Annotated in this window: 23 protein-coding genes and 1 pseudogene; all 24 read right to left on the reverse strand. The window is 45.2% G+C overall.

Annotation, left to right across the window (positions count from 1 at the left end; genetic code table 11):
* Nucleotides 1–39: 39 nt before the first annotated feature.
* Nucleotides 40–1,371, reverse strand: a complete 1,332-nt coding sequence (locus A5867_RS16585; RefSeq protein ID WP_087628069.1) for a HAMP domain-containing sensor histidine kinase — start codon at nt 1,369–1,371, stop codon at nt 40–42.
* Nucleotides 1,365–2,051, reverse strand: a complete 687-nt coding sequence (locus A5867_RS16590) for a response regulator transcription factor (protein WP_015510460.1) — start codon at nt 2,049–2,051, stop codon at nt 1,365–1,367. Before A5867_RS16590 ends, A5867_RS16585 begins: the two co-directional genes overlap by 7 nt.
* 75 nt (nt 2,052–2,126) lie before the next feature.
* A complete protein-coding gene (locus tag A5867_RS18025; protein ID WP_005233508.1) occupies nt 2,127–2,285 on the reverse strand; it encodes a hypothetical protein in 159 nt (52 codons plus the stop codon).
* A 41-nt stretch (nt 2,286–2,326) separates the two neighbouring features.
* Nucleotides 2,327–3,640 carry a PASTA domain-containing protein gene (locus A5867_RS16595; RefSeq protein ID WP_005227808.1) on the reverse strand — a complete coding sequence of 438 codons (1,314 nt, stop codon included), beginning with the start codon at nt 3,638–3,640 and terminating at the stop codon, nt 2,327–2,329.
* Nucleotides 3,633–4,307 carry an ABC transporter ATP-binding protein gene (locus A5867_RS16600; protein WP_087628070.1) on the reverse strand — a complete coding sequence of 225 codons (675 nt, stop codon included), beginning with the start codon at nt 4,305–4,307 and terminating at the stop codon, nt 3,633–3,635. Before A5867_RS16600 ends, A5867_RS16595 begins: the two co-directional genes overlap by 8 nt.
* 12 nt (nt 4,308–4,319) lie before the next feature.
* Complete coding sequence (locus A5867_RS16605; protein ID WP_087628197.1) at nt 4,320–5,774, reverse strand: ABC transporter permease; 1,455 nt, start codon at nt 5,772–5,774, stop codon at nt 4,320–4,322.
* Between the two features lie 273 nt (nt 5,775–6,047).
* Entirely contained in the window at nt 6,048–7,433 is a 1,386-nt protein-coding gene (locus A5867_RS16610; RefSeq protein WP_081116932.1) for an amino acid permease, read from the reverse strand.
* A 23-nt stretch (nt 7,434–7,456) separates the two neighbouring features.
* Entirely contained in the window at nt 7,457–8,323 is an 867-nt protein-coding gene (locus A5867_RS16615) for a GRP family sugar transporter (protein ID WP_015510464.1), read from the reverse strand.
* 115 nt (nt 8,324–8,438) lie between these two features.
* On the reverse strand, nt 8,439–9,476 hold the full coding sequence (locus A5867_RS16620; protein WP_010749047.1) for a sensor histidine kinase: 1,038 nt from the start codon (nt 9,474–9,476) through the stop codon (nt 8,439–8,441).
* A complete protein-coding gene (locus A5867_RS16625) occupies nt 9,473–10,147 on the reverse strand; it encodes a response regulator transcription factor (protein WP_005227794.1) in 675 nt (224 codons plus the stop codon). Before A5867_RS16625 ends, A5867_RS16620 begins: the two co-directional genes overlap by 4 nt.
* 158 nt (nt 10,148–10,305) lie before the next feature.
* The gene (locus A5867_RS16630) at nt 10,306–10,509 is read right to left on the reverse strand and encodes a hypothetical protein (RefSeq protein WP_005227790.1); all 204 of its coding nucleotides are present in this window, start codon (nt 10,507–10,509) and stop codon (nt 10,306–10,308) included.
* A 19-nt stretch (nt 10,510–10,528) separates the two neighbouring features.
* Nucleotides 10,529–12,033, reverse strand: a pseudogene (locus A5867_RS16635) (phosphomannomutase/phosphoglucomutase).
* Nucleotides 12,034–12,136: 103 nt separating this feature from the next.
* Nucleotides 12,137–12,631: a methylated-DNA--[protein]-cysteine S-methyltransferase gene (locus A5867_RS16640; RefSeq protein ID WP_016609979.1), complete on the reverse strand. Its 495-nt coding sequence runs from the start codon at nt 12,629–12,631 to the stop codon at nt 12,137–12,139.
* Between the two features lie 201 nt (nt 12,632–12,832).
* Complete coding sequence (locus tag A5867_RS16645) at nt 12,833–14,704, reverse strand: ABC transporter ATP-binding protein (protein ID WP_034857595.1); 1,872 nt, start codon at nt 14,702–14,704, stop codon at nt 12,833–12,835.
* Entirely contained in the window at nt 14,694–16,433 is a 1,740-nt protein-coding gene (locus tag A5867_RS16650; protein WP_087628071.1) for an ABC transporter ATP-binding protein, read from the reverse strand. The genes A5867_RS16645 and A5867_RS16650 overlap by 11 nt, the downstream gene beginning before the upstream one ends.
* A 189-nt stretch (nt 16,434–16,622) precedes the next feature.
* Nucleotides 16,623–18,173, reverse strand: coding sequence for a PASTA domain-containing protein (locus tag A5867_RS16655; RefSeq protein WP_087628072.1), 1,551 nt, complete (start codon nt 18,171–18,173; stop codon nt 16,623–16,625).
* Nucleotides 18,166–18,840, reverse strand: a complete 675-nt coding sequence (locus A5867_RS16660; RefSeq protein ID WP_005227776.1) for an ABC transporter ATP-binding protein — start codon at nt 18,838–18,840, stop codon at nt 18,166–18,168. The genes A5867_RS16655 and A5867_RS16660 overlap by 8 nt, the downstream gene beginning before the upstream one ends.
* Before the next feature lie 12 nt (nt 18,841–18,852).
* Nucleotides 18,853–20,394, reverse strand: a complete 1,542-nt coding sequence (locus tag A5867_RS16665; RefSeq protein ID WP_016609975.1) for an ABC transporter permease — start codon at nt 20,392–20,394, stop codon at nt 18,853–18,855.
* A 312-nt stretch (nt 20,395–20,706) separates the two neighbouring features.
* On the reverse strand, nt 20,707–21,153 hold the full coding sequence (gene dtd, locus A5867_RS16670; RefSeq protein ID WP_016609972.1) for a D-aminoacyl-tRNA deacylase: 447 nt from the start codon (nt 21,151–21,153) through the stop codon (nt 20,707–20,709).
* A 6-nt stretch (nt 21,154–21,159) separates the two neighbouring features.
* Nucleotides 21,160–23,370, reverse strand: coding sequence for a bifunctional (p)ppGpp synthetase/guanosine-3',5'-bis(diphosphate) 3'-pyrophosphohydrolase (locus A5867_RS16675; RefSeq protein ID WP_005227770.1), 2,211 nt, complete (start codon nt 23,368–23,370; stop codon nt 21,160–21,162).
* A gap of 188 nt (nt 23,371–23,558) precedes the next feature.
* On the reverse strand, nt 23,559–24,224 hold the full coding sequence (locus A5867_RS16680; RefSeq protein ID WP_005227769.1) for a hypothetical protein: 666 nt from the start codon (nt 24,222–24,224) through the stop codon (nt 23,559–23,561).
* Between the two features lie 4 nt (nt 24,225–24,228).
* A complete protein-coding gene (locus A5867_RS16685; protein ID WP_015510470.1) occupies nt 24,229–24,984 on the reverse strand; it encodes a 16S rRNA (uracil(1498)-N(3))-methyltransferase in 756 nt (251 codons plus the stop codon).
* Nucleotide 24,985: 1 nt separating this feature from the next.
* Nucleotides 24,986–25,933 carry a 50S ribosomal protein L11 methyltransferase gene (gene prmA / locus A5867_RS16690; RefSeq protein WP_010749037.1) on the reverse strand — a complete coding sequence of 316 codons (948 nt, stop codon included), beginning with the start codon at nt 25,931–25,933 and terminating at the stop codon, nt 24,986–24,988.
* Between the two features lie 11 nt (nt 25,934–25,944).
* Nucleotides 25,945–26,433, reverse strand: a complete 489-nt coding sequence (locus A5867_RS16695; protein ID WP_005227763.1) for a DUF3013 family protein — start codon at nt 26,431–26,433, stop codon at nt 25,945–25,947.
* Between the last annotated feature and the right edge of the window lie 11 nt (nt 26,434–26,444).

Here is a 26,444-nt window from a genome sequence, read left to right on the forward strand (position 1 = left end):
GCGACATATCTTTTATTTCCTAACGGTAAAGCTCATTTTTCAATGAAATGAAACTTCAAAGTGATTGACGCCGTCTTGATCCACCGTCAAACTGATTTGCGCCTGCAGCATTTCTGTGATGGCTTTGGCGATGGCTAAACCTAACCCATAGCCACCGTCTTGATGGTTGCGAGAAGGATCCCCGCGGTAAAAGCGATCAAAGACATAGGGAATTTTTTCTTCAGGGATCGGGCAACCACTGTTAGAGACTTGCAGCACCGTTTTTCGTTGGCGTTCAACGAGTGCCACTGTGACGGTTTCTCCAGTAGGTGTATATTTCAAGGCATTGTCTACCAATATCATGGTCAATTGCCGCAAGGCTTGCTCATTGCTTTCAAGACTCACCTGTTTAGCGATCTGTTCCTGATAGTGGATCCCTTTTTCCAGTGCAATGGCCTCCATGCTTTGATAAACACTTTGCACGACTTGACTGGCATCGATCACCGAACGCACGACTTCTTGCTCGGCACTTTCGAATTTGGTCAGCATCAATAAGCTATTTACTAGCTCATCCATCCGTTCGGAACCTAACTGGATGTTTTCCAGCCATTTCATTTGGCTTTCCAAGGTTTCTTCTGGACTGCCAGCTAATACCTCAGCATTGACTTGAATGATCGCCAGTGGTGTTTTCAACTCATGGGAAGCGTTAGAAACAAACTCTTTTTGTTTGCGCCAAGCCAGCTCAACTGGTCGTAAGGCTCGATTGGCGACATAAAAGCTAGCGATATAAATACTGGCTAAGGCTAAGACCCCGATGAGCAAAAGCGTGGTTCTTAAGTTGCTTAGACTGGTTTTGTAGTCGGTGACATCAAAGAACAGCACTTGATAAAATGGCTCGTAATTATTGATACTGGTGGAATATTCCCCCGTCGAATCATGATTGATCGAATAATGACTAAAGGAAGTCACCAAAAAGAGCGCATACCGCCAGTCTCGGTCATTTACCTTCACTTCATTGGGAATCTCCTCTTGTTTCGTTGCGGCATCGACCAAGGCTTCATAAAGATCACTCTCATCGACACCCTCATCAATACTTTGAATCACGACATCCATTTGATCCACGTCGACTAGAGCGATCTCTCTGAACTCACTGGTACTATTCGTGATGGTCAATATCATTGGATACTCTGGGTCTGTCAGTGACTGTCGGGTCTCCTCCTCATCCAACGGTACCGCAGCTAAGGTGTTGGCTTCTTGCGAGATCAATGATTGGATCTCGTTTTCAATTTGGGTGGCATTCAAAATATAGATAAAGGTAAAGGCACCTAAGACAATGATTGAGATCAACGCCATATTAAACCACAGCATTTTGTTCCGTAATTTTTTTAACATGGCGGCTCCTTGCTCTGCAAAATATACCCCGCATTGCGGATCGTGCGAATGCCGATATCCGCTTCAAGCAGCGTCAGTTTTTTCCGCAGTAAAGACACATAGATCTCAACGCGGTTTTCTTCCACATCGGGATCAAAGCCCCAAATCTTATTGATGATGGTTTCTTTTGATAAAATCACTTTAGGTCTGGATAAAAATAGCTCCATCAGTTTCATTTCTTTGGGTGACAGCACCACTTGATTGGTCGTCGTAGCCAACTGCAGCTCATTACGCGCCAAGACCACGTTGCCAAATGCTAACTGGTCTTCTTGATAATCCAAGTCTTTTCTTCTACTTAATGAACGAATCCGTGCCAGCAGCTCTTTCATTTGAAAGGGTTTCGTCAAGTAATCATCTGCCCCTGCATCCAAGCCGAGCACTTTGTCATCAACTTCGCTTTTGGCCGTCAACATAATGATCGGCGTGCGAATATTTTGCTTGCGTAACGTCTTTAGCAATGTGATCCCATCTATTTTTGGCAGCATGATATCCAAAACGAGAAGGTCATACACCCCACTTGCTGCGTAGTCCAACCCAGTCTCGCCATCATACGCCAAATCAACGGAATAATGCTGTTTTTTCAATAAGCTGGCAACCGCTTCTGCGATCGATGGCTCATCTTCTACGAATAAGATCCGCATCGGTCAGTCCCCCTTTTACACTCATCATTTCTTTTTTTCAATCACTTTTCGGTCAGCACAATCATTCCTGTAGGATCATTCCAATTGTTCTCCAATAAACCGTTCTGTTGAAACGATCCGCACGTGTTCGCTGGATTGATGAATCCACATGTGTAGCAACAATGCTACCATACCGCTTAACAAAAAGACAAACAGCTTTTTCCTAAGGTCTTGAAAATTCTCTTGATGACGCATGGGTTTCCTCCTTTTTGCAGGTCATCGATAAATCCGCTCGGCTATTCTGGATCAGTAGCCGCTGGGGCTGTCTGATTGCCTAAGCTGATATCGAAGGTGATCGTATCTTCTAACGGTAAAAACTGATTGAACTTGCTCATCCCCACGATTGTCCCGTAGGGTTCTGCTGAATTGACATAACGGACTTGATAGCTGATGTTCGCCCCTTTTGAACGGAATTCATCAAAGAAGAGTTTTTGCAGATCCCCTTCAAGGAGCTCGCTTCGACGGTAATCTTTGATATACGGTTGACCTGCCGAATAGACAACTTCAATGCCTTGGTCATCTTTGCTGGTTAAGACGGTCCCGGCGGTCTCACTTTGCGAGATCAATTGTCCGTAGGGCAGACTCTGAGTAAACTGCATCCGCATCCGCACAGTGACCCCCTCAACAGCGGCCTGGGCATCATCTGGTAAAATCGTTGAAAAGTCAGGGACGGTGACCCCTTTCCCTAGGGAAATCGTTACTTGAAACGCATCCCGTTTCGCGATTTTTTCTTTTGGTGCCACGCTTTGTTCAATGACTTTGCCTTCTTCCACAGTATCCGAAGCCTGTTCTTTGATTTCAAGCTCCAGCTCATGGGCTTTCCCCCATGTTTCTACCTCTGCACGGGTTTTATCACGAAAGTCTGGTACTTCAATATCTTTTTCAAAGGTTTCTTCGCCTTTGGAATAAAAGACTCGTCCGACATCTCGACGATGATAGTTTTCTTGCGAGACTTCTTTATTGGTAAATTCTACTCGAATCGGTGCTTTTTCCTCGATCTCATCGTGGTATTCATCGACGATCGTCAAATTGCTGGCTTGATTTTTTTCGATCCACTCTGCTGCCTCGTCCCTCGTCATTTCCATAAAGTCTGGCAATGCCAATTTCTCTTCTGGATCTGGGCCTTGGCTCACCGTTAGATGCAGGGTGCTTCTTTTTCTGACTCGACTTCTGGCGGCTTCTTCTTGGGCGATCACTTGATTGGCTGGGGCTTCATCATAGGCAGGCGTCACATCGATCGCAAGATCATGTTCCGCCGCCCATTCCCTGACTTCTGAGATCTCTTTGTCCACAAAGTTATCCAGTCGGACGTACGCCAATTGGAAAAATAAAAAGCCGCTGAGTAGAAGTAGCCCGAGTAACGCACCAAGCCCCAGCAGTCGTTTTTTCCGCCGTTTCTTTTTGAAGGAGGGATCGTGTTCGATCCCCTCTTCTAAGGAAGCTGAACCTTTTTCTTTGCGGGAAGCACGGGAAGAAGGTGCTTTAGCTGTAGCTGATTCCTTGTCTGGCTCTTTCGGTTCTTCTTCAAACTTCGATAAAAAATCACTCATAGGCCGTCAACGCACCTTTTTTCAAATAAAATGTCTGATCCGACTGCTTGGCAATTTCAGTCGAATGCGTCACTACGATGATGCACTTGTTGTGTAAAGTAGCTAAATCTTTAAAAATATCCACGATTTCTTGCTCCATGCCTTCATCCAAATTTCCCGTCGGCTCATCGGCTAAAATGATATCAACATTGGTCGCTAAGGCGCGAGCGATAGCGACCCGCTGTTGCTCCCCACCGGAGAGCTGATTGACGAAACGATCGGCTTTCGTGGAGGTGATTCCGATATAATCCAGCAAGCGATACGCAATTTGATCGTGTTGATCGGGAAGCTTGTTGTCTGAGATCGCCATCGAAACAAGGACATTTTCTAATGCCGTCAAATAAGGGATCAAGTTGTAACTTTGAAAAATCAAACTGATCTTGTTGCGGCGATACTCTTCATAGCCGATCGTTTTGATATTTTTTCCTTCAAAAAATACTTCCCCATCAGTTGGTTGATCCAATGCGCTGATCAAGGAAAGAAAGGTGGTCTTTCCTGAGCCTGATTTCCCTAAAATCGTGTAAAATTTACCCTTTTCAAAGGAGATATTGGTTTTATCTAAAATCTTCCGACGATTCTCACCATCTTGGTAGTAATACGTCATCTCTTTGGTTTCTAAAATTGCCATGTTCTTCGCTCCTTACAGCATGATTTTTTTCGGATTCAAACGTAATATATATAACAGCGGCACCACTGCCGAAAGCAAGATCGTCACGATCCCGGTCGCTAAAAAGACAATGATATAAGACAGGGTGTATTGAACGCGAAACGCATCATTGATCGTTGCTTGATCGATTTTCGGTACGCCCACAAAGAATTGCTCCACCCCTGCTTGATTTGCTTCTAGCATACTGCTGGATAACAAAGATTCAGAAACCATCTTGCCCAGCATATTCCCTGTGACCAAGGAGATCAGCATTGCACTGACACCAATCAACAGGAGTTCGAGCACGATTTGTGCAAACACGTATTTCCGTCGTTCCCCTAACGAAAGGTAGATGCCTAACTCATATTTACGATCTCGGGTAAACAAGACAATGACCAAGGAGATAATAATCAAGGAAGCAATCACCGCAATCACTACGACATATGAGGAAATCTGTGATAAGCGATTCATGCTGGTTCCCACGCGGTCATACTCATCCGTAGATGCATTGACCTTATAGCCATTTGGCAAGAGCGGTGTCACCTCTTGTTTGAATTGCTCTGCATCTTCTGGTTGATTCAAAATAAATTGCGGGGTGAAGTAATCTTCACCCGAACCGAAATCTGTCGCTGGAAACGCCGCTTGCTGTCCCGCACGTTCCTCTTCAACAATCGTTTTCACGGCATCATTCGGCATATAGATACGATTGAAGGGCCGGTCATCAAATGCAAACGAGCTGGCCATACCATCTTGTCCTTGATTATTTGCTTTTTCTAAGCTGGTATTTTTAAAGATCCCGACGATTTCGATTGGGTAATCATTGCCTTTTTGCTTTTCAGGGTCCATCCCTGACGAATAATCGACAAACTGTCCATCTAAGACCATAGTGTCCCCAACGGTCAAGCCGTTTTCCTGAGCCATCTCTTCCGATATCAAGCCCACACGTTTTCCGGTGCGCTGTTCCTCTTCAGTAAAAAAGCGTCCCTGTGTTAAATCCACCGTATCTTCTTCAAAATCCAACGGCTTTAAGAGATTGGTTCCTGTTAAATAAACCCAAGGAGATATTCCTCCGAAAATCATGACATTGTCGTCGTCCTCTTCAGGACTAAAACGATAAGGTTTGAAGTTTTCAACAGCAATCGTTGCTTCTCGCAAATAATCGTACTGCTTGACCTCGGAGCGCTCACCGATCTGTTTGATCAGCTCCTCTGGCAACGGCTGAATCTCCTCCATACTTGCACTGCCATCACTATTTGCCATCATCGCTTCATGATCGACTTCAATCGTTGCCAGCGAGCCTAATTGATTTTTGATCTGCTTTTCGACATTTTGAGTCGATTGATTGACCGCAATTGCGCCAGCGATCACATTTCCTAATATCAGAATAACAGCAAACAATATCGCAGATTTCCCTCGCTTTCTCGTCACACTCAACCATGCTCGTTTCATATAATTCAATTGCCAACATCCTCTCTTTTTTTCTCTAACAAAAGCATACTGGATGAACCTTTAGTGAATCTGTCATTTGCAATTTTTTTCAAAAAAAGCAGAATCGTAGGGAACGTTTGATAAAAAAGACTGTCGTTTCAATGATCGACTCAAGCATTCATCAGAATGTGAATGACAAAAGAACATACCTCCCAAAAGATTTCTTTGGGAGGCTATGCTATAGTTAACAAAAAAAGACAAAGACCACATCTGGGTCTTTGTCTTTTCGCTATCTTATTCGTCGATTTTCTCATTTAATTCGCTGTTACGATAGCCATATACAAAATAGATTGCGATTCCGATCACTAAAGAGATCCCAAAAACGATCCAGGTCGCCGTTTGCAGACGGGTCATCAAGAAGAGACAGCTGGCAACGGACAACAAAGGCAATAACGGTACTAGGGGTACTTTAAATTCACCTTTAGCAGGTGGCCCCATCATCTTCCGCAGCTTGATGATCCCTAAGGACATTAAGATCATATACGACAATGCCGCAATGTTGGTCAATTCTGCCAAGATATTCAACGGGAAAGCTGCCGCAAAGAAGAAAGCAAAAACACCAGCGATGTAGGTCGCTTTCTTTGGTGTTTTATGCTTAGGATCGATGGCTTGCATGGCTTTTGGCAATAACCCATCTTTACTGATGGCATATAACAGACGCGCCAAAGAGTACATCATAGCGATCGTCACTGTTAATAAGGTCAAGATCGCCCCTACGGAAATGATTGATCCGACCACTCCATGACCGACATAACGCATCGCAAAAGCCACCGGATCATTGACTCCTAATTCAGCAAACGGCACGATTCCCGTCATGATCAGTGTGACAATGATATAAAGGACTGTTGCGATCGCAATGGACCCAATGATCCCCCGAGGGACATTTTTCTTTGCATCTTCAACTTCTTCCGCCGCCATTGCGACGGCATCAAAGCCAAGAAAAGCAAAGAAGACTAACGCTGCACCATTAAAGACGCCTGAAAAACCAAAGGGCATAAAGGGCTGCCAGTTGTCTGGTTCCACGAAAAAGGCACCAAAGACGATAAACAAGAGGATCACGCCGAATTTCACCCATACCATGGCATTATTCAAACGCAACGCTTTTTTCGCTTCTTGGCTGACCCACAAGGTTACGAAAATAATGACTAAACCAGCAATCAGATCAATGTAGGTCCCCTTGCTTGGATCATAACCGCCCGTCAAAGCGGTTGGTAAATGGATATCCGCACTGGCCAAGAAGCCTTGCACATAGCCTGACCAGCCAGATGCCACCGAAGAAACGGCCAATAAGAACTCGCAAATCAAAAACCAGCCTGCCAGCCACGCGGTAAATTCACCAAAAACGACATACAGATACGAATAGGCGCCCCCTAAAACAGGGATCCGAGAAGCAAATTCCGCAAAAGAAAGCCCTGATAACACAACAACGATACCAGCTACAACAAAGGAAAGAATCAATGCCGGTCCGGCATACTCAGCAGAAGCAGTCCCTGTAACAACAAAGATACCTGTGCCGATAATGGCGCCGATCCCCAACATAATCAAATCTTTTAACTTCAACTCTTTTTTTAAATTCGTCACACTTTCCCGTTGTATGACTTTTTTTCGAAATAAATCCATAACTCCTCCTCAAAAATATAAGTTTATGTTGCTTTCATATACCCCAGCAAAACACCACCGATAATCACCAGCAGACAACCAATCACCACATAACGCAGTTCTTTCTTGGTTTTCTTTTCGCCGAGAATAAAAATCCCGCCTAGCGTTGAAATGATGATCCCCATCTGCGACAATGAGAAGCCCACCGCGAGTCCGACTTGCTGAACCGTGATCAGCATGCAGACATTTCCGATGCCCCATAACAACCCTGACAAAGTATTTTTCCCTACAAAACGGTCGACCTTCGTCTTCCTTAAAGCAAATAGGCTGGCACCGATCAGCATGCCGACACTTTGTGGCAAAATAATCGCCAAGGGGTCCAATCCTGCCCAAGTAATCAAAATCGTATAGGCGCCGTAACCGATCGTTGATGAAATCAATGCCCGAAATCCTTTAGGAAAATCAAGCATCTTGCTGCCAGCTTCTACCGGACTTTCGCCATCTTGACGAGCGGTCAGATACGCCCCGATCACCAACAAGATCAATGCGCTAACACCTAGTGCATAATCGCGGGTCTGTGTCCATTCTGCAAAAAACAATGCACCAGCGACTGTATTTAAAATCAGCTGCATGCCGGTTGAAAGCGGCAGTCCAACAGACACACCTAAATATTTCATGCCATGGAATTGACCATTTTGACCGACGGACCAAAAAAGACCAGACAAAAGACCGATCAAAATCACCTTTCCATCAATCACTGGCATCGTCACAAAAAATACGACCAGAGAAAAGAAAAAGGCACCAATCGTCATTCCAAGCGTTTGCTGGTTCGCATCCCCGCCAAGTTTGGCACTTACTAAACCAATGCTGCCCCACGCAAACATTGGTACTAATGCAACGAGTATCTCCATTTCATTCATCCTTACCATTCAATTTTAAACACAGGCTTTAGTGTATCAGTGAAAACGTTCTAGGGACAAGTGATTTTTGTCAAAAAACACAAAAAGATACTCGAAAAAAAGCAGATTAGCGTTTTTCCTCATAATAACTCAACAATGGAAAGAACAGCGTCATGGTGGTTCCTTTTCCAACTGTCGACGAAGCCGTTAGCTCGATGCCTAATTCCTTCGCCAAACTTTTCGCTAAAAAGAGCCCCAATCCCGTCGAGTGGGTGTCCGTTTGGCGCCCATTTTCGCCCGTAAAGCCTTTATCAAAGATGCGCCGCATGTCTTCTTTAGGAATGCCAATCCCACTATCTTGCAAGTGGAGATAGGTCCCTTGGGCATCTTTTTCGATCCGAATCGTCAGCTGCCCATTTTGTGGTGTGTACTTCACGGCATTGCTGACCAGCTGTCGAAAGATAAAGCCGAGCCATTTTTCATCGGTCAACACTTGCTGATCCTCGCCTTCAACGGCATAGTGCAGGTTCTTTTGGATAAAATAATTGGCCTGACTGCGTAAAACTGGCTGGATGACGGCTTTCAATGAAATTTCTTGCACCAGATAATCTTTTGAAAAGCTGTCCAAGCGGGCGACGTATAAGACTTGCTCGACGTATTCGTTCATGCGGTTCAATTCATTTTCTAGTAAGATGAATTTTTCATCGGGAATATCAAATTCGATCGAATGCAAAAGCAATCGTGATGCAGCTAAAGGGACTTTGATCTCATGGACCCACGAATCGATGTATTCCTTTTGTTCTTCTTGATTGCTGACGACTTGCTGCATCAATTCTTGGTGCTCTCGGATCAACTGATTGATGTAGGATTCGATCCGTTCTTCTTCCGCCGAGCGTGCTCCTTGCAAGTAGTTTTGCAGCAAGCTGTCTCCAGGCTTTGGGGTGATTTTTTGCCAAAAACGCCGCTTAGATAAGTAGCTGACTGCTAAAAAGAACACCATCAAGACACTTTGCATCAAAAAGAGATAGCCGACTGTGCCCCAATCCATCGGGGAATGAGGAGTCAGCCAAAAAACTAAGACCGTCAACACGAAAAAGACTAGCCAACCGATAAACAGCAGCCAACGATCTTTCAAAAAACTGCGCAAAACTCGCCACTTTGTCATGGTACGATATACCCTTGACCAACCTTGGTCTCAATGTAGCCGTTCATCCCCGCTTGTTCGATTTTTCGTCGCAAACGATTGATATTGACCGTCAAGGTATTGTCGTCTACAAATCGCTCGTCATCCCATAAGGCCCGCAAGAGTTTTTCCCGACTTAAAATCTTGCCGTGATTTTTCATTAAAATATACAGCAGGCGGTATTCGTTTTTGCTAAGATCGATGCTTTCGCCATTGATATACATGCTGCTGTTGTCGATATTGAGGGTCAAACCGTTATGCACTAACGTTTCACTGCTGCTTTCTACATAGTTGTAGGAACGGCGCAGCAGCGCATTGATTTTTGCAATCAGAACGTCGATCTCAAAAGGTTTTGTCACAAAATCGTCCGCTCCCATATTCATGGCCATGATCATATCCATATTGGTATTGCGGCTAGAAATAAAAATGATTGGTACTTTGGAAGCTTCGCGGATTTTTTGACACCAATAGTAGCCATCAAAAACCGGCAAGTTGATATCCAGTAAAATCAGTTGGGGCTCTTGTTCTTCAAAGTCAGTCAACACTTGATGGAAATCCGTCGTGCCAAAGGTCTCAAACTGCCATTTTTCTAGTTCTTCGATAATCAGTTGGCGAATCACCGCTTCATCTTCTACTACCATTATTTTTGCCATATCCGTGAATTCCCTCACTTTGTGTAATTTTCTCCTCTTTACTTTATCAAATATCAAAAACGAATGCGAACATTAATCGCCGTTTTTAGCAAACCCTAAAAAACCTCGCCACTGACGGTAGAAGCCAGTGGCGAGGCAAAGCAAAAATGTCTATTGGGTTATTCGATGATCTCTACCGTCTCGATCAGTAATTTACCGATAAACAATAAGATTCCATCGAAAAAAAGCACACTCATGTTGACACCTAATAACATCGATAACCGTTCAACGACATCGATTTTTGGTCGTTTGTTCAAGTAACGAAACAAGAAAAAATTCACACCATACGTCACTGCCATGATCAGCAGCATCAAGATCACCATTTTAGTTCCCTGCTTTTCTTCAAATTTTTGGTTGCTGTGCTAAAAACTGTGTCAGTTTGCTTTGATCGATGGCTTCATACTGCGATAGGAAGCGACCGATCGCTTGAACGACTGCCGGTAGATGACCCGCTTCATCATTTTCGATCTGCAGCACCAGCAGTGGTTCGTGCAGACTCATTCGCAGCAAGAACCAGCCTTGGCCATAGGGCGCTGTCAAGTTGATGCGAATGCCTTCCTCATTTTCTGGATCGATCTGCCAGCCTGGAACCAAATGATCGGCTAAATCCGCGATCACTTGGCGACCATAGTCTTGATAGTCGGCTTGTTGGATCGCAAAGCGCAATTCTTGGGTCTCGTCGGGTTGTTGCAACGCCGCGATCAGCTCATCCAGTGTCGTGCCTTGCTGTTGCAATTGTGGCAGCATCATCAAGAGCTTGGCGATCACGTACGCCCCGTCATCTAAAAAGAAATTTTCTTTAAACGCGGCATGCCCGCTGGTTTCGATGGCTAACTGTGTGTCCAGTCCTGCTTCATTCAATTCGATCGCTTTGTTGATCACATTGCGGTAGCCAGAAATATAGCGTACTTGCTGCCCTCCCAGTGCTTCGATAAAGGTTTTTAAATGATTAGAGGTTGGCGAATTGGTGACGATACGCGTGCCAGGGTGTTCCGCTAAGATGATCTTGCTTAATACAGCGATCATATTGTTGCGGTTCAAGGGCTCACCGCTTTTGGTCACGACGGCCGAGCGGTCGACATCGGTATCGAAAATAATGCCTAAATCAGCTTGTTCCCGCAAGACGGCTTCACGGATACTTGCCATTGCCTCTTTATTGTCTGGATTTGGGATATGATTGGGAAAATGCCCATCCGGTTCTAAAAATTGCGAGCCATTCGTATCTGCCCCTAGCGGCAGCAATACTTTTTCAGCAAAAAAGCCGCCGGCGCCATTGCCTGCATCAACAATGATCTTTAATCCAGCCAAAGGTTTTTCCTCATTGGTTCCTATCCCTTGGCGAATTTTTTGCAGTAGATCTTGGGCATAAGGCGTCAGCAAGTCTTTTTGCTGATAGCTTCCTTTTTCCGCTGCCTCATGAACGGTAGTGTGGGTCAAAATATAGTGGATATCCGTTTTTTCGGCACCGCCTTGGCGGCTGAAAATTTTATTCCATTAAAGTAATAAGGCAAATGACTCGCTGTCAGCATCACACCAGCATCACAGTCGAAATCCGCAAACTGTGTACTCATAAACATGGCAGGTGTCGTTGCCAAGCCGCAATCGATCACTGCCACGCCTTCTTGCTGCAGCTGTGCCATCAACACTTCTTGCAGTGCTTCGCCACTCAAGCGACTGTCACGACCGACTGCCACGCGAAAAGGACCGCTGCCCTTTGTTGCCAACCAGTTGCGCAAGCCCGAAGCAACTTGCCGAACCGCTTGCTCTGTCAGTATCACCTGCTCTTTTTCTGTTGCGATCGCAATTCCTCGAATATCAGAACCATTTTGCAAATCAACGATGTTCATTTCCTCCACCCCTTCTTGTAACCGGAATCAATTTTATTATACCAGAGAAAAAAGGAAATGAAATTGCTTTTTAGTATTTTTTACTATAAATAGTTTGCTTCCCTTACTCTTTAAACGGAATCCCTTCCAGTTGCAGTAGTCGGCGTTTGGTTGCTAACCCGCCCCTGTACCCAGTCAAGCGACCGTTTTTTCCTAACACACGATGACAAGGAACCACGATCATCATCGGGTTACGCCCCACTGCATTTGCGACAGCGCGGACAGCAGTCGGTCGTTGAATGCGCAGCGCCAAGTCACTATACGTAGTGGTTTGTCCATAAGGAATTTGGGTCAGTGCATGCCAAACGGTTTGTTGAAACGGTGTCCCGACAAAATCAAACGCAAAAGTAAATGTCACTGGTTCCCCTGCAAAATAAGCTTGCAGCTGCGCTTCAATTACTGGATCAAGGTCAGCTGTACTACTGATTTCAGCCAATGGAAAGAACTTGAGTAATTCATGATGATCCTGCTGCCGACCAAAATAAACTAGCCCTTTTTCCGATTGGACCACTTCATACCACTCATCATCTAAAACGATCTTTGCCAATGCTAGTTTCATGTTTTCACCTCATGGAATCCATTTTTCGCAGCACAACTGCTGACGTGCTGCCGCCGTTGTGCGGCTGTCTCAGTGACAGTATACCATTTTTTCGAGCTGCGCAAAAAAACCGACTGGCTTACTGCCAATCGGACGTTGCAAACAAGGGAAAAATAGGTAGATCGCCAGTCGCTGCAGCTTCAAGCCGTAGCCATGGCAGGATCAATCCAATTCGATTTTTCCAGTATAGAGCTGATAATAGGTGCCTTTTTCCGCCAATAGCGTTTCATGAGTCCCCCGCTCAATGATACGGCCATGATCCATCACCATGATGGCATCTGAGTTTTGGATCGTAGACAATCGATGGGCAATCACAAACACGGTCCGTCCAGACATCAAACGGTCCATCCCTGATTGGACGATCCGCTCTGTACGGGTATCGATGCTTGAGGTGGCTTCGTCTAAGATCATCACTGGCGGATCAGCGATCGCTGCCCGCGCAATTGCCAACAGCTGACGTTGCCCTTGGGAAAGCCCTTCGCCATCGCCCGTGATTACGGTGTCGTATTTTTCTGGCAAGTGGTTGATAAACATGTCGGCATTGGCTAATTTCGCAGCTGCCAGCACTTCTTCATCACTAGCATCCAGTTTTCCGAAGCGAATATTCTCGCGAATCGTTCCAGTAAACAAATGGGTGTCTTGCAACACGATCCCTAAGGAGCGGCGCAGGGATTCAAGATGGATTTTTTCAATATTGATGCCATCATAACGAATCTTCCCGTCTTGGATGTTGTAGAACCGATTGATCAAATTGGTGATCGTTGTCTTACCAGCACCTGTGGCACCAACAAAAGCAACTTTTTGCCCAGGCTCTGCATACAGATTGATATCATGTAAGACCAGTTGATTATCGACATAGCCGAAATCAACATCTTCAAATCGCACGTCTCCCGTCACTTCCGTATAGGTAATGGTCCCATCCTCGTGGGGATGTTTCCACGCCCACGTGCCTGTTCGTTCTTTGGTTTCAACTAGCTGACCTTGCGACCATTTGGCATTGACCAGTGTGACGTAGCCATGATCGATTTCTGGCGTTTCATCTAATAGATGGAAGATCCGCTCGGCACCAGCTAACGCCATGATCACAAAGTTGATTTGTTGTGACACCTGGCTGATAGGACCATTTAATGAACGGCTCAGCTGCAAGAAAGAAGCGATCATCCCGACCGTTAGGCCAGAAACACCATTGATGGCAAACAGGCCCCCAATGATGGCGATCAAGACATATTGGACATTCAGTAAGTTCATCATGATCGGCATCAAGGTATTGGCATTGACATTGGCTTTAGTGGCACTTTCTTGTAGTTGGTCATTTAAGGCATCAAATTCTTCCATGACGATTTTTTCATGATTGAAGATCTTGACGACTTTTTGCCCGTGCATCATTTCTTCGATATACCCGTTGACAGCGCCTAAATCTCGTTGCTGTGCGCCAAAGAAGCGGCCGCTGCGGCGAGAAATGATGCGGATCACATTCAGCATCAAAATAATCGACAGCATCACGAACAAAGTCAATGGGACACTGATGGAGAACATGGCGATAAAGACAGAACAAAAGGTTACCGCCGCCATCATCAAGTTTGGAATACTTTGGGAGATCATTTGGCGCAACGTATCCGTATCGTTGGTAAAGTGACTCATGATGTCGCCATCTGAGCGGGCATCAAAGTAACCGACGGGTAGAGACTGCATATGCGTAAACATTTGGTCACGGATTTTTTTCTGCGTCCCCTCACTGATCTTGACCATCATAAAGTTATAGATCAGTGCGGCCAAGATCCCAATCAGGTAGATGATCGCCATTTGAACGATCGCCCGAAACAAACCGCCAAAATCAGGATTGGCTTGCCCTAAAAGCGGTGTGATATGATCGTCGATCACGACTTGTAAAAACAACGAACCGCGAACGTTGGCAAAGGCACTTAATAAGATCATAACAACGACGAATAGAAGTTGTCCTTTGTAGTCGCCAAACATCGTCCGCAATAAGCGTTTCAATGTGCGCTTGGGATTTGCTGCTTGTCTATTCTTCACCTTCACCAAATCCTTTCTGCTGCGAATGGTACACTTCTTGATAGATGGCATTGTTTGCCAATAATTCTTCATGGGTACCGATGCCGTTGATTTTGCCATCATCCATTACGATGATCCGATCGGCGTCTTCGATCGAATTGATCCGTTGGGAAATAATGATCGTCGTCGTTCCAGGGATTTCTCGTTTCAAGCCTTCACGAATACTGCGGTCGGTTTTGGTATCGACGGCACTGGTAGAATCATCGAGGATCAAGATTTTCGGTTTCTTCAACAAGGCACGAGCAATCGTCAACCGTTGTTTTTGTCCACCAGAAACATTGTTTCCTCCTTGTGAGATCTGCGTTTCATATTTATCCGGAAATTCTTGAATGAAGGGATCGGCTTGTGCGATCGTTGCCACGCGCTGGATCTCTTCATCCGACGCTTCTTCATTGCCCCAACGTAAATTGTCGTTGATGGTGCCGCTGAAAAGGGCATTGTTTTGCAAGACCATACTTACTTGGTCCCGCAATGCTTCTAAATCATAGTCGCGAACATCATGACCGCCGACGATGACACGCCCTTCAATCACATCATATAAGCGCGGGATCAGCTGGACGAGGGTGGATTTTCCGCTCCCGGTCCCGCCAATGACTCCAATGACTTCCCCGGATTCGATACGCAGATTTGCATCCGTCAGCGCCAGCTTGTTTTTGTCATTGGCGTAACTAAAGCCGACATTCTCAAAAACGATGGAGCCGTCTTTGATCTCTTTGACTGGATCGGCGGGATTTTTCAAGTCACTTTCTTCATCTAATACTTCTACGACCCGTTCTGCCGACGTTCGTGCGATCAAAATCTGCACGAAAGCCATCGACATCATCATCAAGCTCATCAAAATCTGCATCGTGTAGTTGAACATGCTGACTAACTCACCAGTGGTCAGGCTGCTTTGTTCCACGATCAGCTGGGCACCAAACCATGACAGGAGCAGCATACACGTATAGACAGAAAATTGCATCAATGGCATGTTGAAAGAGACGATTCGTTGCGCAAGCGTGAAATTCCGATAAACATCGGTGGACACTTCGCCAAACAGTTCTTCTTGCTGTTCTTCCCGGACATACGATTTCACGACGCGAACCCCTTGTAAATTTTCTTGCACCACATTATTCAGGCGGTCATAAATGCGGAATACTTTTAGAAACAGCGGGTGGGCAAAACGTATAACTAAAGCCAGACCAATCGCTAAGATCGGTAAAACAACCAGATAGATCGTCATAAGTTCTGGACTGATGGTGCTAACCATTGCAAGTGAAAAAATCAGAACTAACGGACTACGGACCAGAATACGAATAATCATTTGGTAAGCATTTTGGACGTTGGTCACGTCAGTGGTCAAGCGGGTGATCAAACTGGAGGAAGAAAAGCGGTCAATGTTTGAAAAGGAAAAATCTTGGATTCGGCGAAACAGATTGTGCCGCAGGTTGCGGGCAAAACCAGCCGAAGCGATCGCTGCCGTTCGTCCGCCAAGCGTTCCTAAAAGTAATGCGATCAAGGAACATAAAAAAAGCAAGCCGCCATCTCTTAGAATCACACCGGCGTCTCCTTTTTCGATCCCTTGGTCGATCATCATGGCCATGATCAGGGGCATAATGACATCTAAGGCAACCTCTCCTGCTACATACACAGGGGTCAGCAAGCTGTCCTTCTTATAGCTGCCAACATTCGCGAGTAATTTTTTTATCATTTGTTTCGTCCCTTCTATAGATGGCACTGCGGAGCCATTTTTTATCGTTACCATCAAGTTTACTTTATCGACCCAGCGATTTCAAGCGGCTCGCTTGTGTTTTTTTTACAATTAGTAAGTAAAAAGCACCCTTCCAAAAAGAAGGATGCTTGCTTTTTTGATGCGGTTTGAAAAAGCACTTAGTAAGGATTATTCGGTAGCGTTTGAACCAGCGGTACTGATCGGTTCATCGACATCGTCGCCCCCATCCTCTACTGGAGGCGTTTGGGTACTGCCTTGCAGATTGCCGCGGCTGATCCCGATGGTGATCCACGTTTCTAGGGGAATAAACTCGCCGTAGCGGCTCATTTCAACAACGGTTCCTTTTGGTTCCGCCGAATCGACATAGTAGATTTCATAATAGACATTGGCGCCTTTTGATTTGTATTCATCAAAGAATAGTTTTGGCAAGTCGCCTTCCGTTGCTTGGAAACGGATGTCTTTTAAATATGGTCGGCCTAATGAGTAGACGACTTTGACGGTTGGCAAAGTATCGCTTTCGCTGTATTCTTTGCCTGCTTCTTCCGACTGGCTCAAGAAACTACCATACGCCACTTGATCGGAATAGACTGTGCTGACTTGCAGCGGGATTTTCGATTCTAGTCCTTGGGCTTCTTCGATCGTGTATTGTGAAAAATCTGGAACGGTCAATGCTTGGCCTTTTGAGACCTTCACCACAAATTCATCTTTTTTCGCGAGTTTGCTGCCTTTGACTGGTTCTTGTGAAACCACCAGATCCAGGGCGACACTGTCAGAAAAGACGGTTTCTTCTTTGTATTTCAAGTCATTCTTTTTCGCCCATTCAGAAGCTTCACTCTTGGCTTTGCCCGTAAAATCAGGTACTTCAATATTTTTTTCAAAGACTTCTTTCCCTTTTGAATAATAGACACTCAAACGGTCTTTGCGTTTGTATTCCGCCAAATCAAGCTCTTTGTTGGCCGCCTCTTGTTTAATAAAGGCTTCTGCTGCTACATTGTCGTCAAATTGTTCGATCAAAGAGAGGTTCTCGGCTTTATTGCTGGCGATCCATTCTTTTGCTTCGGTCACTTGCATCGCTGAAAAATCTGGCAGCTCTAAGCGTTCTTCAGGATCAGGCCCGAGACTCGCCGTCAGTGTCAATGTGGCACCCTTCTTGATCTTTTTGTCAGGGTCAACACTTTGGTCAATCACTTGGTTGACGTCTTTGTCAAAATCATATTCTTGCTCTACTTTGATAGCGACGCCTTCTTCCATGCCCCACGTCCGCGCTTCTGACAGATCTTGGGCAGTGAAATCTGGCACCTTCACATGGGTCATTTGATAGTAGACGATCCCAATCACGGCAACCGCCAAGGCGGTCAGTAGGGCAATTAGCAAGATTTTTTTCTGCTTACGCTTTTTGTAGGTCGGATCAAATTCCGTTTCTTCTTTCCCAAACCGGCTGACTGGTTCCTTTGATGCTACCTTCTCCGTCGAAGAACTCGCCGCTTTTGCTTCAGTCGTCTGTGTTTGTTGACGGGCTGCCGAACGACTCAGTGGCTCACTAGCGGTCGACTCTTCTGATTGGTGAACCGTCGTCGGCTCTGCTGGTTTGCCCGCTTGCTCCGCGCTACTTGCGTTTTGATCTCCGACAGGTTCGCTGGGTTTTTTCTCGTGATCGGGCGTGGGTTTCTTTTTGCCATCATAGTTGTCCGGGCTAAAATTTGATAAAAAATCACTCATGTTTGCTCAACACACCTTTACGTAAATACAATACTTCATCCGCTTGTTGAGCGATCTCGTTGGCGTGGGTCACGACGATCACACATTTGTTGTGGACGTGTGCCAGCTCTTTAAAGATATCGATGATTTCTTGTTCCATTTCTTCATCCAAATTCCCGGTTGGTTCGTCTGCTAAAATGATATCGACATTGGTGGCTAACGCCCGGGCGATCGCTACCCGTTGTTGTTCCCCACCAGATAATTGATTGACGAGACGATCGGCTTTTTCTTTAGTGATGCCTATATAATCCAGCAAATTGTACGCCACTTCTCGTTGATTGTCTGGCAGCTGATTTTTCGTAATCGCCATCGGCACTAAGACATTTTCGACTGCACTCAAATAGGGAATCAGATTATAGCTTTGGAAAATGATACTGATGTCGTCGCGGCGATAATTCTCATGCCCGATTTTTTCGATATCGGTGCCTTCATAAAGTACTTGACCGCTTTTCGGACTATCCAACGCACTGATCAAGGATAAAAACGTCGTTTTTCCCGAACCAGATTGTCCTAAGATGGCATAGAAAGTCCCTTTTTCAAAAGAAACAGAGGTCTCTTTCAGTATATAGCGGCGCTGATCGCCGTCTTGGTAATAGTAATCGACTGCTTTCGTTTCTAATAAAGTCATCGTTGGTTCCTCCTACATCATGATTTTCTTTGGATTCAAGCGTAAAATATACAATAGCGGTAAAATCGCTGAGAGTAAGACAGTTCCTAGACCTAACAGCAGATACGTGATGATGTAGCCGGCTGAGAAGGATACTTGATAAGCATTTTTGATATCCATGTAATCAATATTAGCTGCCATCATACTGCCATAATAAACACCGCCCATCTCATTTTGATTGCTCATCCAATCGTTTTGCATCAAGGTATTTGAAACGGCACCACCTAATAAGTTCCCGGTCACTAAGGACAATAGCAATGCGGCTAAACTAACCAGCAAGACTTCAATCACGATCTGACCAATGACTTTCCCCCGACTTTCCCCCAAGGAAAGATAGATGCCTAATTCTTGTTTCCGATCTCGTAAGAAAAGCAAGACCACTAAGGAAATGATAAAGATGGTAGCGATCGATGCAATGATCACGATGTAATTTGCGATCACTCCTAAACGAGTAAAACCACCGGCGATCTGCTCGTATTGATCCGTATTGGCAACGACGCGGTAGTATTGGGGCAATAACGCACCGGCTTCTTGTTTAAAGGCTTCGACGTCATCCGTTGAATTTAGGACAAAGATCGGTTGATAAAAGTTATCTGCATCTTCATCGATTGTTTCACCCCAAACCTTCTCTGCTTGAATCTTAGTGTAATCGAGGACTAGATTATTACTAGCATAAAACGTATTGATTTGATCCATCACTTGCCATATCGTATCGGAGTTTTGACTACCACTTTGATCCGATGAATCATTTTGATTGCTCTGATCTTTTTTAACTACCGAAAAAATCCCAGCGATCGTCACAGGATAATCAAAGCTGGCACTGTTGCTGTCATCACTAGTTTCTTCTGTGCCATCGTTTTCTTCGTCATCCACGATCTCGCTTCCACCGCCCATCATGGTATCTGTCCGGATATCCCAAACCAACTGATCACCAACGCTCAAGTTATTCAGTTCAGCAACTTCTTTACTGATCAATACCGCATTCGTCAGTTCATTTAAATCTTTTTCCGTTAGGCCTTCGCCTTCATCGAGACGAATCAACCCTTCTTGCATATCTATTGGCTGTGTCAAATTGCCGCCTTTCAATGTGAAATATTGACCGCCCATCTGTATTGAACCATCTTCTGGTACATACGCTTTCAGTTCTTTCGTTTCTAAACTGCCCATCATTTGATAGTCATATTGTTTGACATAGCTTAACTGACCGATTTGCTTATAAACATCCAGCGCTGGTGGTTTCGGATAAAAATCCTCTTGAGACCGCTCTTCGTCCGAAGCATCCGCATGATCTTTTTCAAAACCTTCCCAATCCATTTCCACCGTAGCTACGTTCCCCATTTTGCGTTTCGTCTCTCGCTCCACGTTGGCAGTGGATTGTTGAATTGCAACAGCACCAGCGATCACATTGCCTAGAATAAATAGAACTAAAAATAAAATAAATGATTTCCCTTTTCTTCTGGTGATACTCTTTAATGCACGCTGCCAAAAGTTCATTGTTTTTTCCTCCAGTGACATTATTTTTTAACAATTATTCCATACTTCTCCCTCAAGAACAATCGCAATAAAGGGACGTTTTTCGAATTTTAAATATTAAAAAACGAGTACAAACGATATTTCCATTTAAAAACCCTTATAAAAGAACAAGAAAAAGATGTTAAATAACAAATAAAAGAATGGTGTTTTTGCTAACAGTTTTGTAAGATTTCCCGATTTCAACTTAAATTTTACTTGGATTCCATCAAAAATGCTTGGCGCTTTCGAGCGTATAAAAAAACGAAGGAATTCTCTCACTCTTTCCCAGCGAGAAAATCCTTCGTTTTGTATCACTTATTTTTCTTTCGTATCGATCACGATCGTCACCGGGCCATCATTGACCAAGGCGACTTGCATATCTGCACCAAATTTTCCAGTAGCAACAGTGATCCCTTCTGCTTTTAAGCCTTCATTAAAAGCTTCGTAAAGCGGGATCGCAATACTTGGCGGTGCCGCTTGAATGAAGCTGGGGCGATTGCCTTTCTTGGTCTCCCCATAGAGGGTGAACTGTGAAATACTCAAGACGGCGCCATTTATACTTTCCAGTGACCGATTCATTTTACCTTCTTCGTCTTCAAAAACCCGCAGATTTTTGATTTTTCTTATGAGATAAGCCACATCGTCGCCTGTATCCTCATGGGTGATCCCCAATAAAACCATAAACCCTTGTTGGATCGCACCGACGATAGTCTCCTCAATCGACACACTTGCTTGACTGACTCGCTGAATCACTGCCCGCATTCTTTCTCATCCCTTCGTACGTCTGACGCTGTAAACATCTGGAATCTGCTTGATCTTATCAACGATCGATTTCAAATGAGTCAAATTCTGAATCGCCACCGTGATGCGGATCGTTGCCATTTTGTCTTTGTTGGTTTTGGCTTCGACACTCACTAAGCGCTTCGTGACAGTGTTGACTGTCTGTAAGACATCATTGAGCAACCCAGAACGATCATAGCCGTAGATCTCAAGATCGGCATCGTATTCTTTGTTGATGTCGGTGGCATCTTCCCACTCAACATCGATCAAACGGTTCGCGGCGTCTTTGTTTTGAACATTGGGACAATCGCTACGGTGGATCGAGATTCCTCGGCCTTTGGTAATGTAGCCGACGATCGAATCTCCAGGGACCGGATTGCAGCAGCGGGAGATACGGATCAACAAGTTATCGACCCCTTCAATGACAATGCCGCCTTCGTGACGAACCTTCATTTTTTCTGGTTCTTTTTTCGTCGGTTGATTGATCATCTCTTGGACTTGCTGCTTTTGCTTCTCGATTTGTTTCTCGCGCCGTTCTTCTTCGGTCAAACGGTTGGCTAAAGTCGTGGGACTAACTTCCCCATAGCCGACAGAGGCAAATAGATCATCTTCTGTTTGGTAGTTGAACCGTTCGCAAGCTTCCGCCATTTTGCTTTTCGTCAAAAATTCTTTCGGCACAAAGCCCATATCTTGTAAGGTACGAACCACTGCCTCATGCCCTTTGATGATGTTTTCATCACGATCTTGGGCTTTAAAAAATCGTTTGATTTTGTTCTTCGCTTTGCTGGTAGCCACTAGTTTGACCCAGTCGCGGCTTGGACCAAAGGAATTTGGTGAGGTCAAGATCTCGATAATGTCCCCATTTTTTAGCTTGTAGTCCAATTGGACCATCTTGCCGTTGACCTTGGCGCCGGTGGTTTTGTTACCGATGTCGGTATGGATGCTATAGGCAAAATCCAGGGGACTGGAGCCTTGAGGCAACTCCGTCACATCACCTTTTGGCGTAAATACATAGACTTTGTCGCTGAAAATATCGCCTTTGACACCTTCCATAAATTCAGAAGCATCATAGCTTTCATCTTGTAGTTCCAAGATTTCTCGGAACCAGCCAACTTGTTGGGTCATCTTGTCGGCTCTGACTTTTTCGGTCTTGCCTTCTTTATAGGCCCAGTGCGCAGCAACCCCAAATTCAGCGATCTCATGCATTTCATGGGTCCGAATTTGGATCTCGACAGGATTGCCTTTGGGACCAATGACCGTCGTATGCAGCGATTGGTACATGTTGGCTTTTGGCATCGCGATATAATCCTTGAACCGTCCAGGCATTGGTTTCCATTTTGTATGGATCGTTCCCAAAACCGCATAACAATCTTTGATGGAGTCAACGATCACTCGGATCGCCAACAAATCATAGATTTCATTGAACTGTTTCTTTTGGTCTTTCATCTTGCGATAGATCGAGTAAATATGCTTTGGTCGGCCATAGATCTCAGCATAGATATCTAGTTCCTCGGTGGCGATTCGAATCTCTTCTACGGTTTCAGAAACGTAAGATTCCCGTTCTTCTCGCTTTGTCTGCATCAAATGCACGATTCGGTAATATTGCTGTGGATTCAAATAACGCAAAGAAATATCTTCTAATTCCCATTTGATGCGGCTGATCCCTAAACGATGAGCCAATGGGGCATAGATTTCCATCGTTTCTTGGGCGATGCGGCGTTGTTTGTCTTCCCGCAGATGTTTCAACGTACGCATATTATGTAAACGGTCAGCCAGTTTGACCATGATGACCCGTAAATCTTGCGCCATGGCGATCAACATTTTTCGATGATTTTCTGCTAATTGTTCTTCGTGAGATTTGTACTTGATCTTACCCAGCTTGGTCACGCCATCCACTAGCATCGCTACATCGGCACCGAATTCTTCTTTCAGATCGGCTAACGTCACATCGGTATCTTCGACGACATCATGCAAAAAACCAGTTGCAACGGTATGAGGATCCATCTGCAATTCTGCCAAGATCCCCGCAACTTGGATTGGATGAATAATGTAAGGCTCGCCGGATTTACGGAATTGTTCTTTGTGGGCTTCTGTCGCGTAATCTAATGCTTTTTGGACAAAGGCAACATGCTCTTCACTCATATAATGAGCGACCAATTTGATGACATTGGGCCCGGTCAATATAACTTCTTTTGCCATTCATTCCGCCTCCTGCTTTTCTTTTTTGTGCTATCAAAAAGGCAGACAGAAGTCGCTGTTAACGTTTCGTCACGCACCCAAAGCCTTGCGGACAAACGTTCTAAGCATGGGACTCCTGTCTAACCTGCAGTTCTTATTTTAGTAGTATTATTATACAAATTTTTCAGCTATTTTTCAATCGCTGTTGTTCAAAGCACATCGGGCGACGGCTGGTCCTTAAGCAATTCTTCAAAAACATGATACGAAAGCCCGATTTTCTCAGCGCCAGCAGCCTGTAGTGATTGCAGCGCTTGTTCATCTACTGTGTCAGGATTGATCTGGATCGACAGTTGACTACCACCATCTAAGGAAAACAAGCTCACGTCATGCAATGCTTCTGCTAGTGGTTGTTTTTGCCCTAACACGATCTTTGGCCAAGCTTCTTCTTTCAAGCGTTGTGCTACTTGGATCTTCGTCAATTCATTCATGATCTCGGTTTGCACAGCTAAGCGGATCTCTCCTCCTGTCAAGGTCAAGGAGCGGATCGTTTCAGTCAGCTCCGCAAAGCCACGATCATTTTCCATGAAGGAAGAAGCTGGCAGCCAGACTTCCAAAAAATCGGCGCCTTCCATAAACGCCCGACCAATTTCAAACGCCACCTTTGCCAGTGTTCCTTGGGCAAGGGGGTAATCGATCACTGCGCCGATTTGTAGGGAAGAGCCTTGTGCCAAGATTTTCGCTCGCCGAATGGCACTAGGCAAAACGACGACTTCCTTTAAGGTCGTCTTATATTGATTGATAAAATCCTTCAAGACCCAGTCGGTCAGATCGGCCGTCAACAAACGGACACTGATTGCTTCTTGGTTCTTATTCATCAACTCACATCCTCTTTAATTCCGTTAGCACACTGACAGCACTTAAAAAATAAAACGGTGCTGTTTCTGTTCGTAAAATTCGAGGGCCTAACCCGCATAATTTGGCGTTGTTTTGCTGGGCTTCTTCGATTTCGGAGGGGGTCAGACCGCCTTCTGGACCAAAGATCGCTAAAACTTTGCTGCCAACAGGCAATGCGGTGATCACTTGCAGCAGCATCGCCGCTTCTCCTTGCTTGGCTGATTCTTCATAAGCCACTAGGACCGCATCATACTGACTGAGGCTTTGCCAAAATGCTTTGGCGTTATCCAGCAGCGTGATGGCTGGCGCGATCTGCCGTTGGGACTGCTCCGCCGCTTCTTGAGCGATTTTTTGCAGCCGTTGCTGCTTTTTCTGTAATTTCTTTTGATCCCATTTCACGACCGAAGTTTGCGCAGGAAAACCGATAAAGGCTGCCGCCCCCAGCTCCGTTCCTTTTTGAACGATCAAGTCCAGCTTGTCGCCTTTCGGGTAGCCGCTAGCGATCGTGACCTGCAGCGGCAATTCCTTGTCCTGCTGTTCTTTTTCGACTTCCTCTAAGTACACCGTTTCTTCATCGGCTTCTTTGATCTTGGCGATGATCGCCAAATGATCCTCAAAGACTAAACCGACTTTTGCCCCGGGAGTCATGCGCATCACTCGGATCATATGGTGGAAGGGTTCACCTGAAACGGCAAACACCGCTTTTGCTTCATAAGGCTCCTGTAAAAAATATCGCTGCATCTTACTCTACCTCTGGTTTTTTAAAGGCGATCGCATACCAGTCTTTTTGATTGAACAACTGATCGATCTCAAAGCCTTGTGCGATCATGGCATCGATCACTAATTGTTTTTTCGTCTCAATGATCCCAGAAACGATCAAGGTCCCTTCTTGCTTCAATAGACGCCACGCATCAGGGATCATCAATAAAATGATGTCCGCTAAAATATTGGCAACGATAAGATCAGCAGGGACCGTCACTCCTTGCAAGAGATCATTGGCCTGCACGGTCACATCGTGAGCAATGGGGTTCATCGCCATATTTTCTTGGGCGGACCTCACAGCGACTTCATCTAGATCATAAGCGAACACGTCTTTGGCACCTAAATATTTACTGGCGATACTCAACACGCCTGAGCCCGTCCCGACATCTAAGACGGTTTCACCGCCTCGCAAGTAGACTTCTAGGGCTTGTAATGTCAAGCGTGTCGTAGGATGCGTGCCGGTTCCAAAAGCCATCCCCGGATCAAGGGTGATGATCTTTTCATCTTCTTGCAGCGGTTGATAGTTTTCCCAGCTCGGCACGATCGTCAGATAGCGGGAGATACGGACTGGATGGTAATATTTTTTCCAGGCCGTCGCCCATGCTTCTTCCACGACCTCGCTCGTTGTGATGGTGTTTTTGCCGATCGCCAAACCATATTCTGGCAGACGGTCGATGGCTGCTTTGATCGTCGGCAGCACTTCTGGTAAAAAGATCGTCTCTGGGAAATAGGCACTGACTTGGGCGCCTTCTTCTAAGGTCGTATAGGTTTCTTTATCCAAAATTTCGCCATACGCATCGCTTTTAAAATTTTCGATATCTAAAACGTCCTCGATCGCTACCCCACTTGCTCCGTGTTCCATTAAAATATTGGCGACTGCTTCCACTGCTTCGCTAGCTGTCGCTACGGTTACTTCATTCCATTTCATGTTCGTTCTCCTTAGTAACTAGGGTACGGGATCATGGTTTCCCCAGCTCCCGCTTGATAGTTCGTCATTTTCTCCACAAATTCTTCTTCGTTGAATCGCAATTCAAAGATCGCTTCTTCACTGTCATCGTTCAAGAAATCAAGCAGGTCGCTTTGGCCTTCTTCTAAAATTTCTTGAATGTAATCAACCAATCCGTCTAACAAGGCTTTTTGGATCCCTTTTTTCCCTGCATAAGGGATCGTCGCTAAATAATCTTCTTCATCAAACGTTGATTTTTGTGGATCATACAGCAAAATCCCATCTTCAAATTCAATGATCGCTTCTTCTGATGCCACACCTTGTGCATCGTCGATCTGCACGTGGTGAGGATTTTCAGCAAACAAGCGCAGCACCAATTCGATCGTATGATTTTTGGCATCCCAATCGATCGCCACATCATAGTCGGTGATTTTTTTCGTTAATCGCTGATCTAAGTAAGTCAATATCGTTTCTTTCGCCATCACTATTCCTT

The sequence above is a fragment of the Enterococcus sp. 6D12_DIV0197 genome, assembly GCF_002174385.1.
In the GTDB taxonomy this organism is placed as follows: Bacteria; Bacillota; Bacilli; order Lactobacillales; family Enterococcaceae; genus Enterococcus_D; species Enterococcus_D casseliflavus.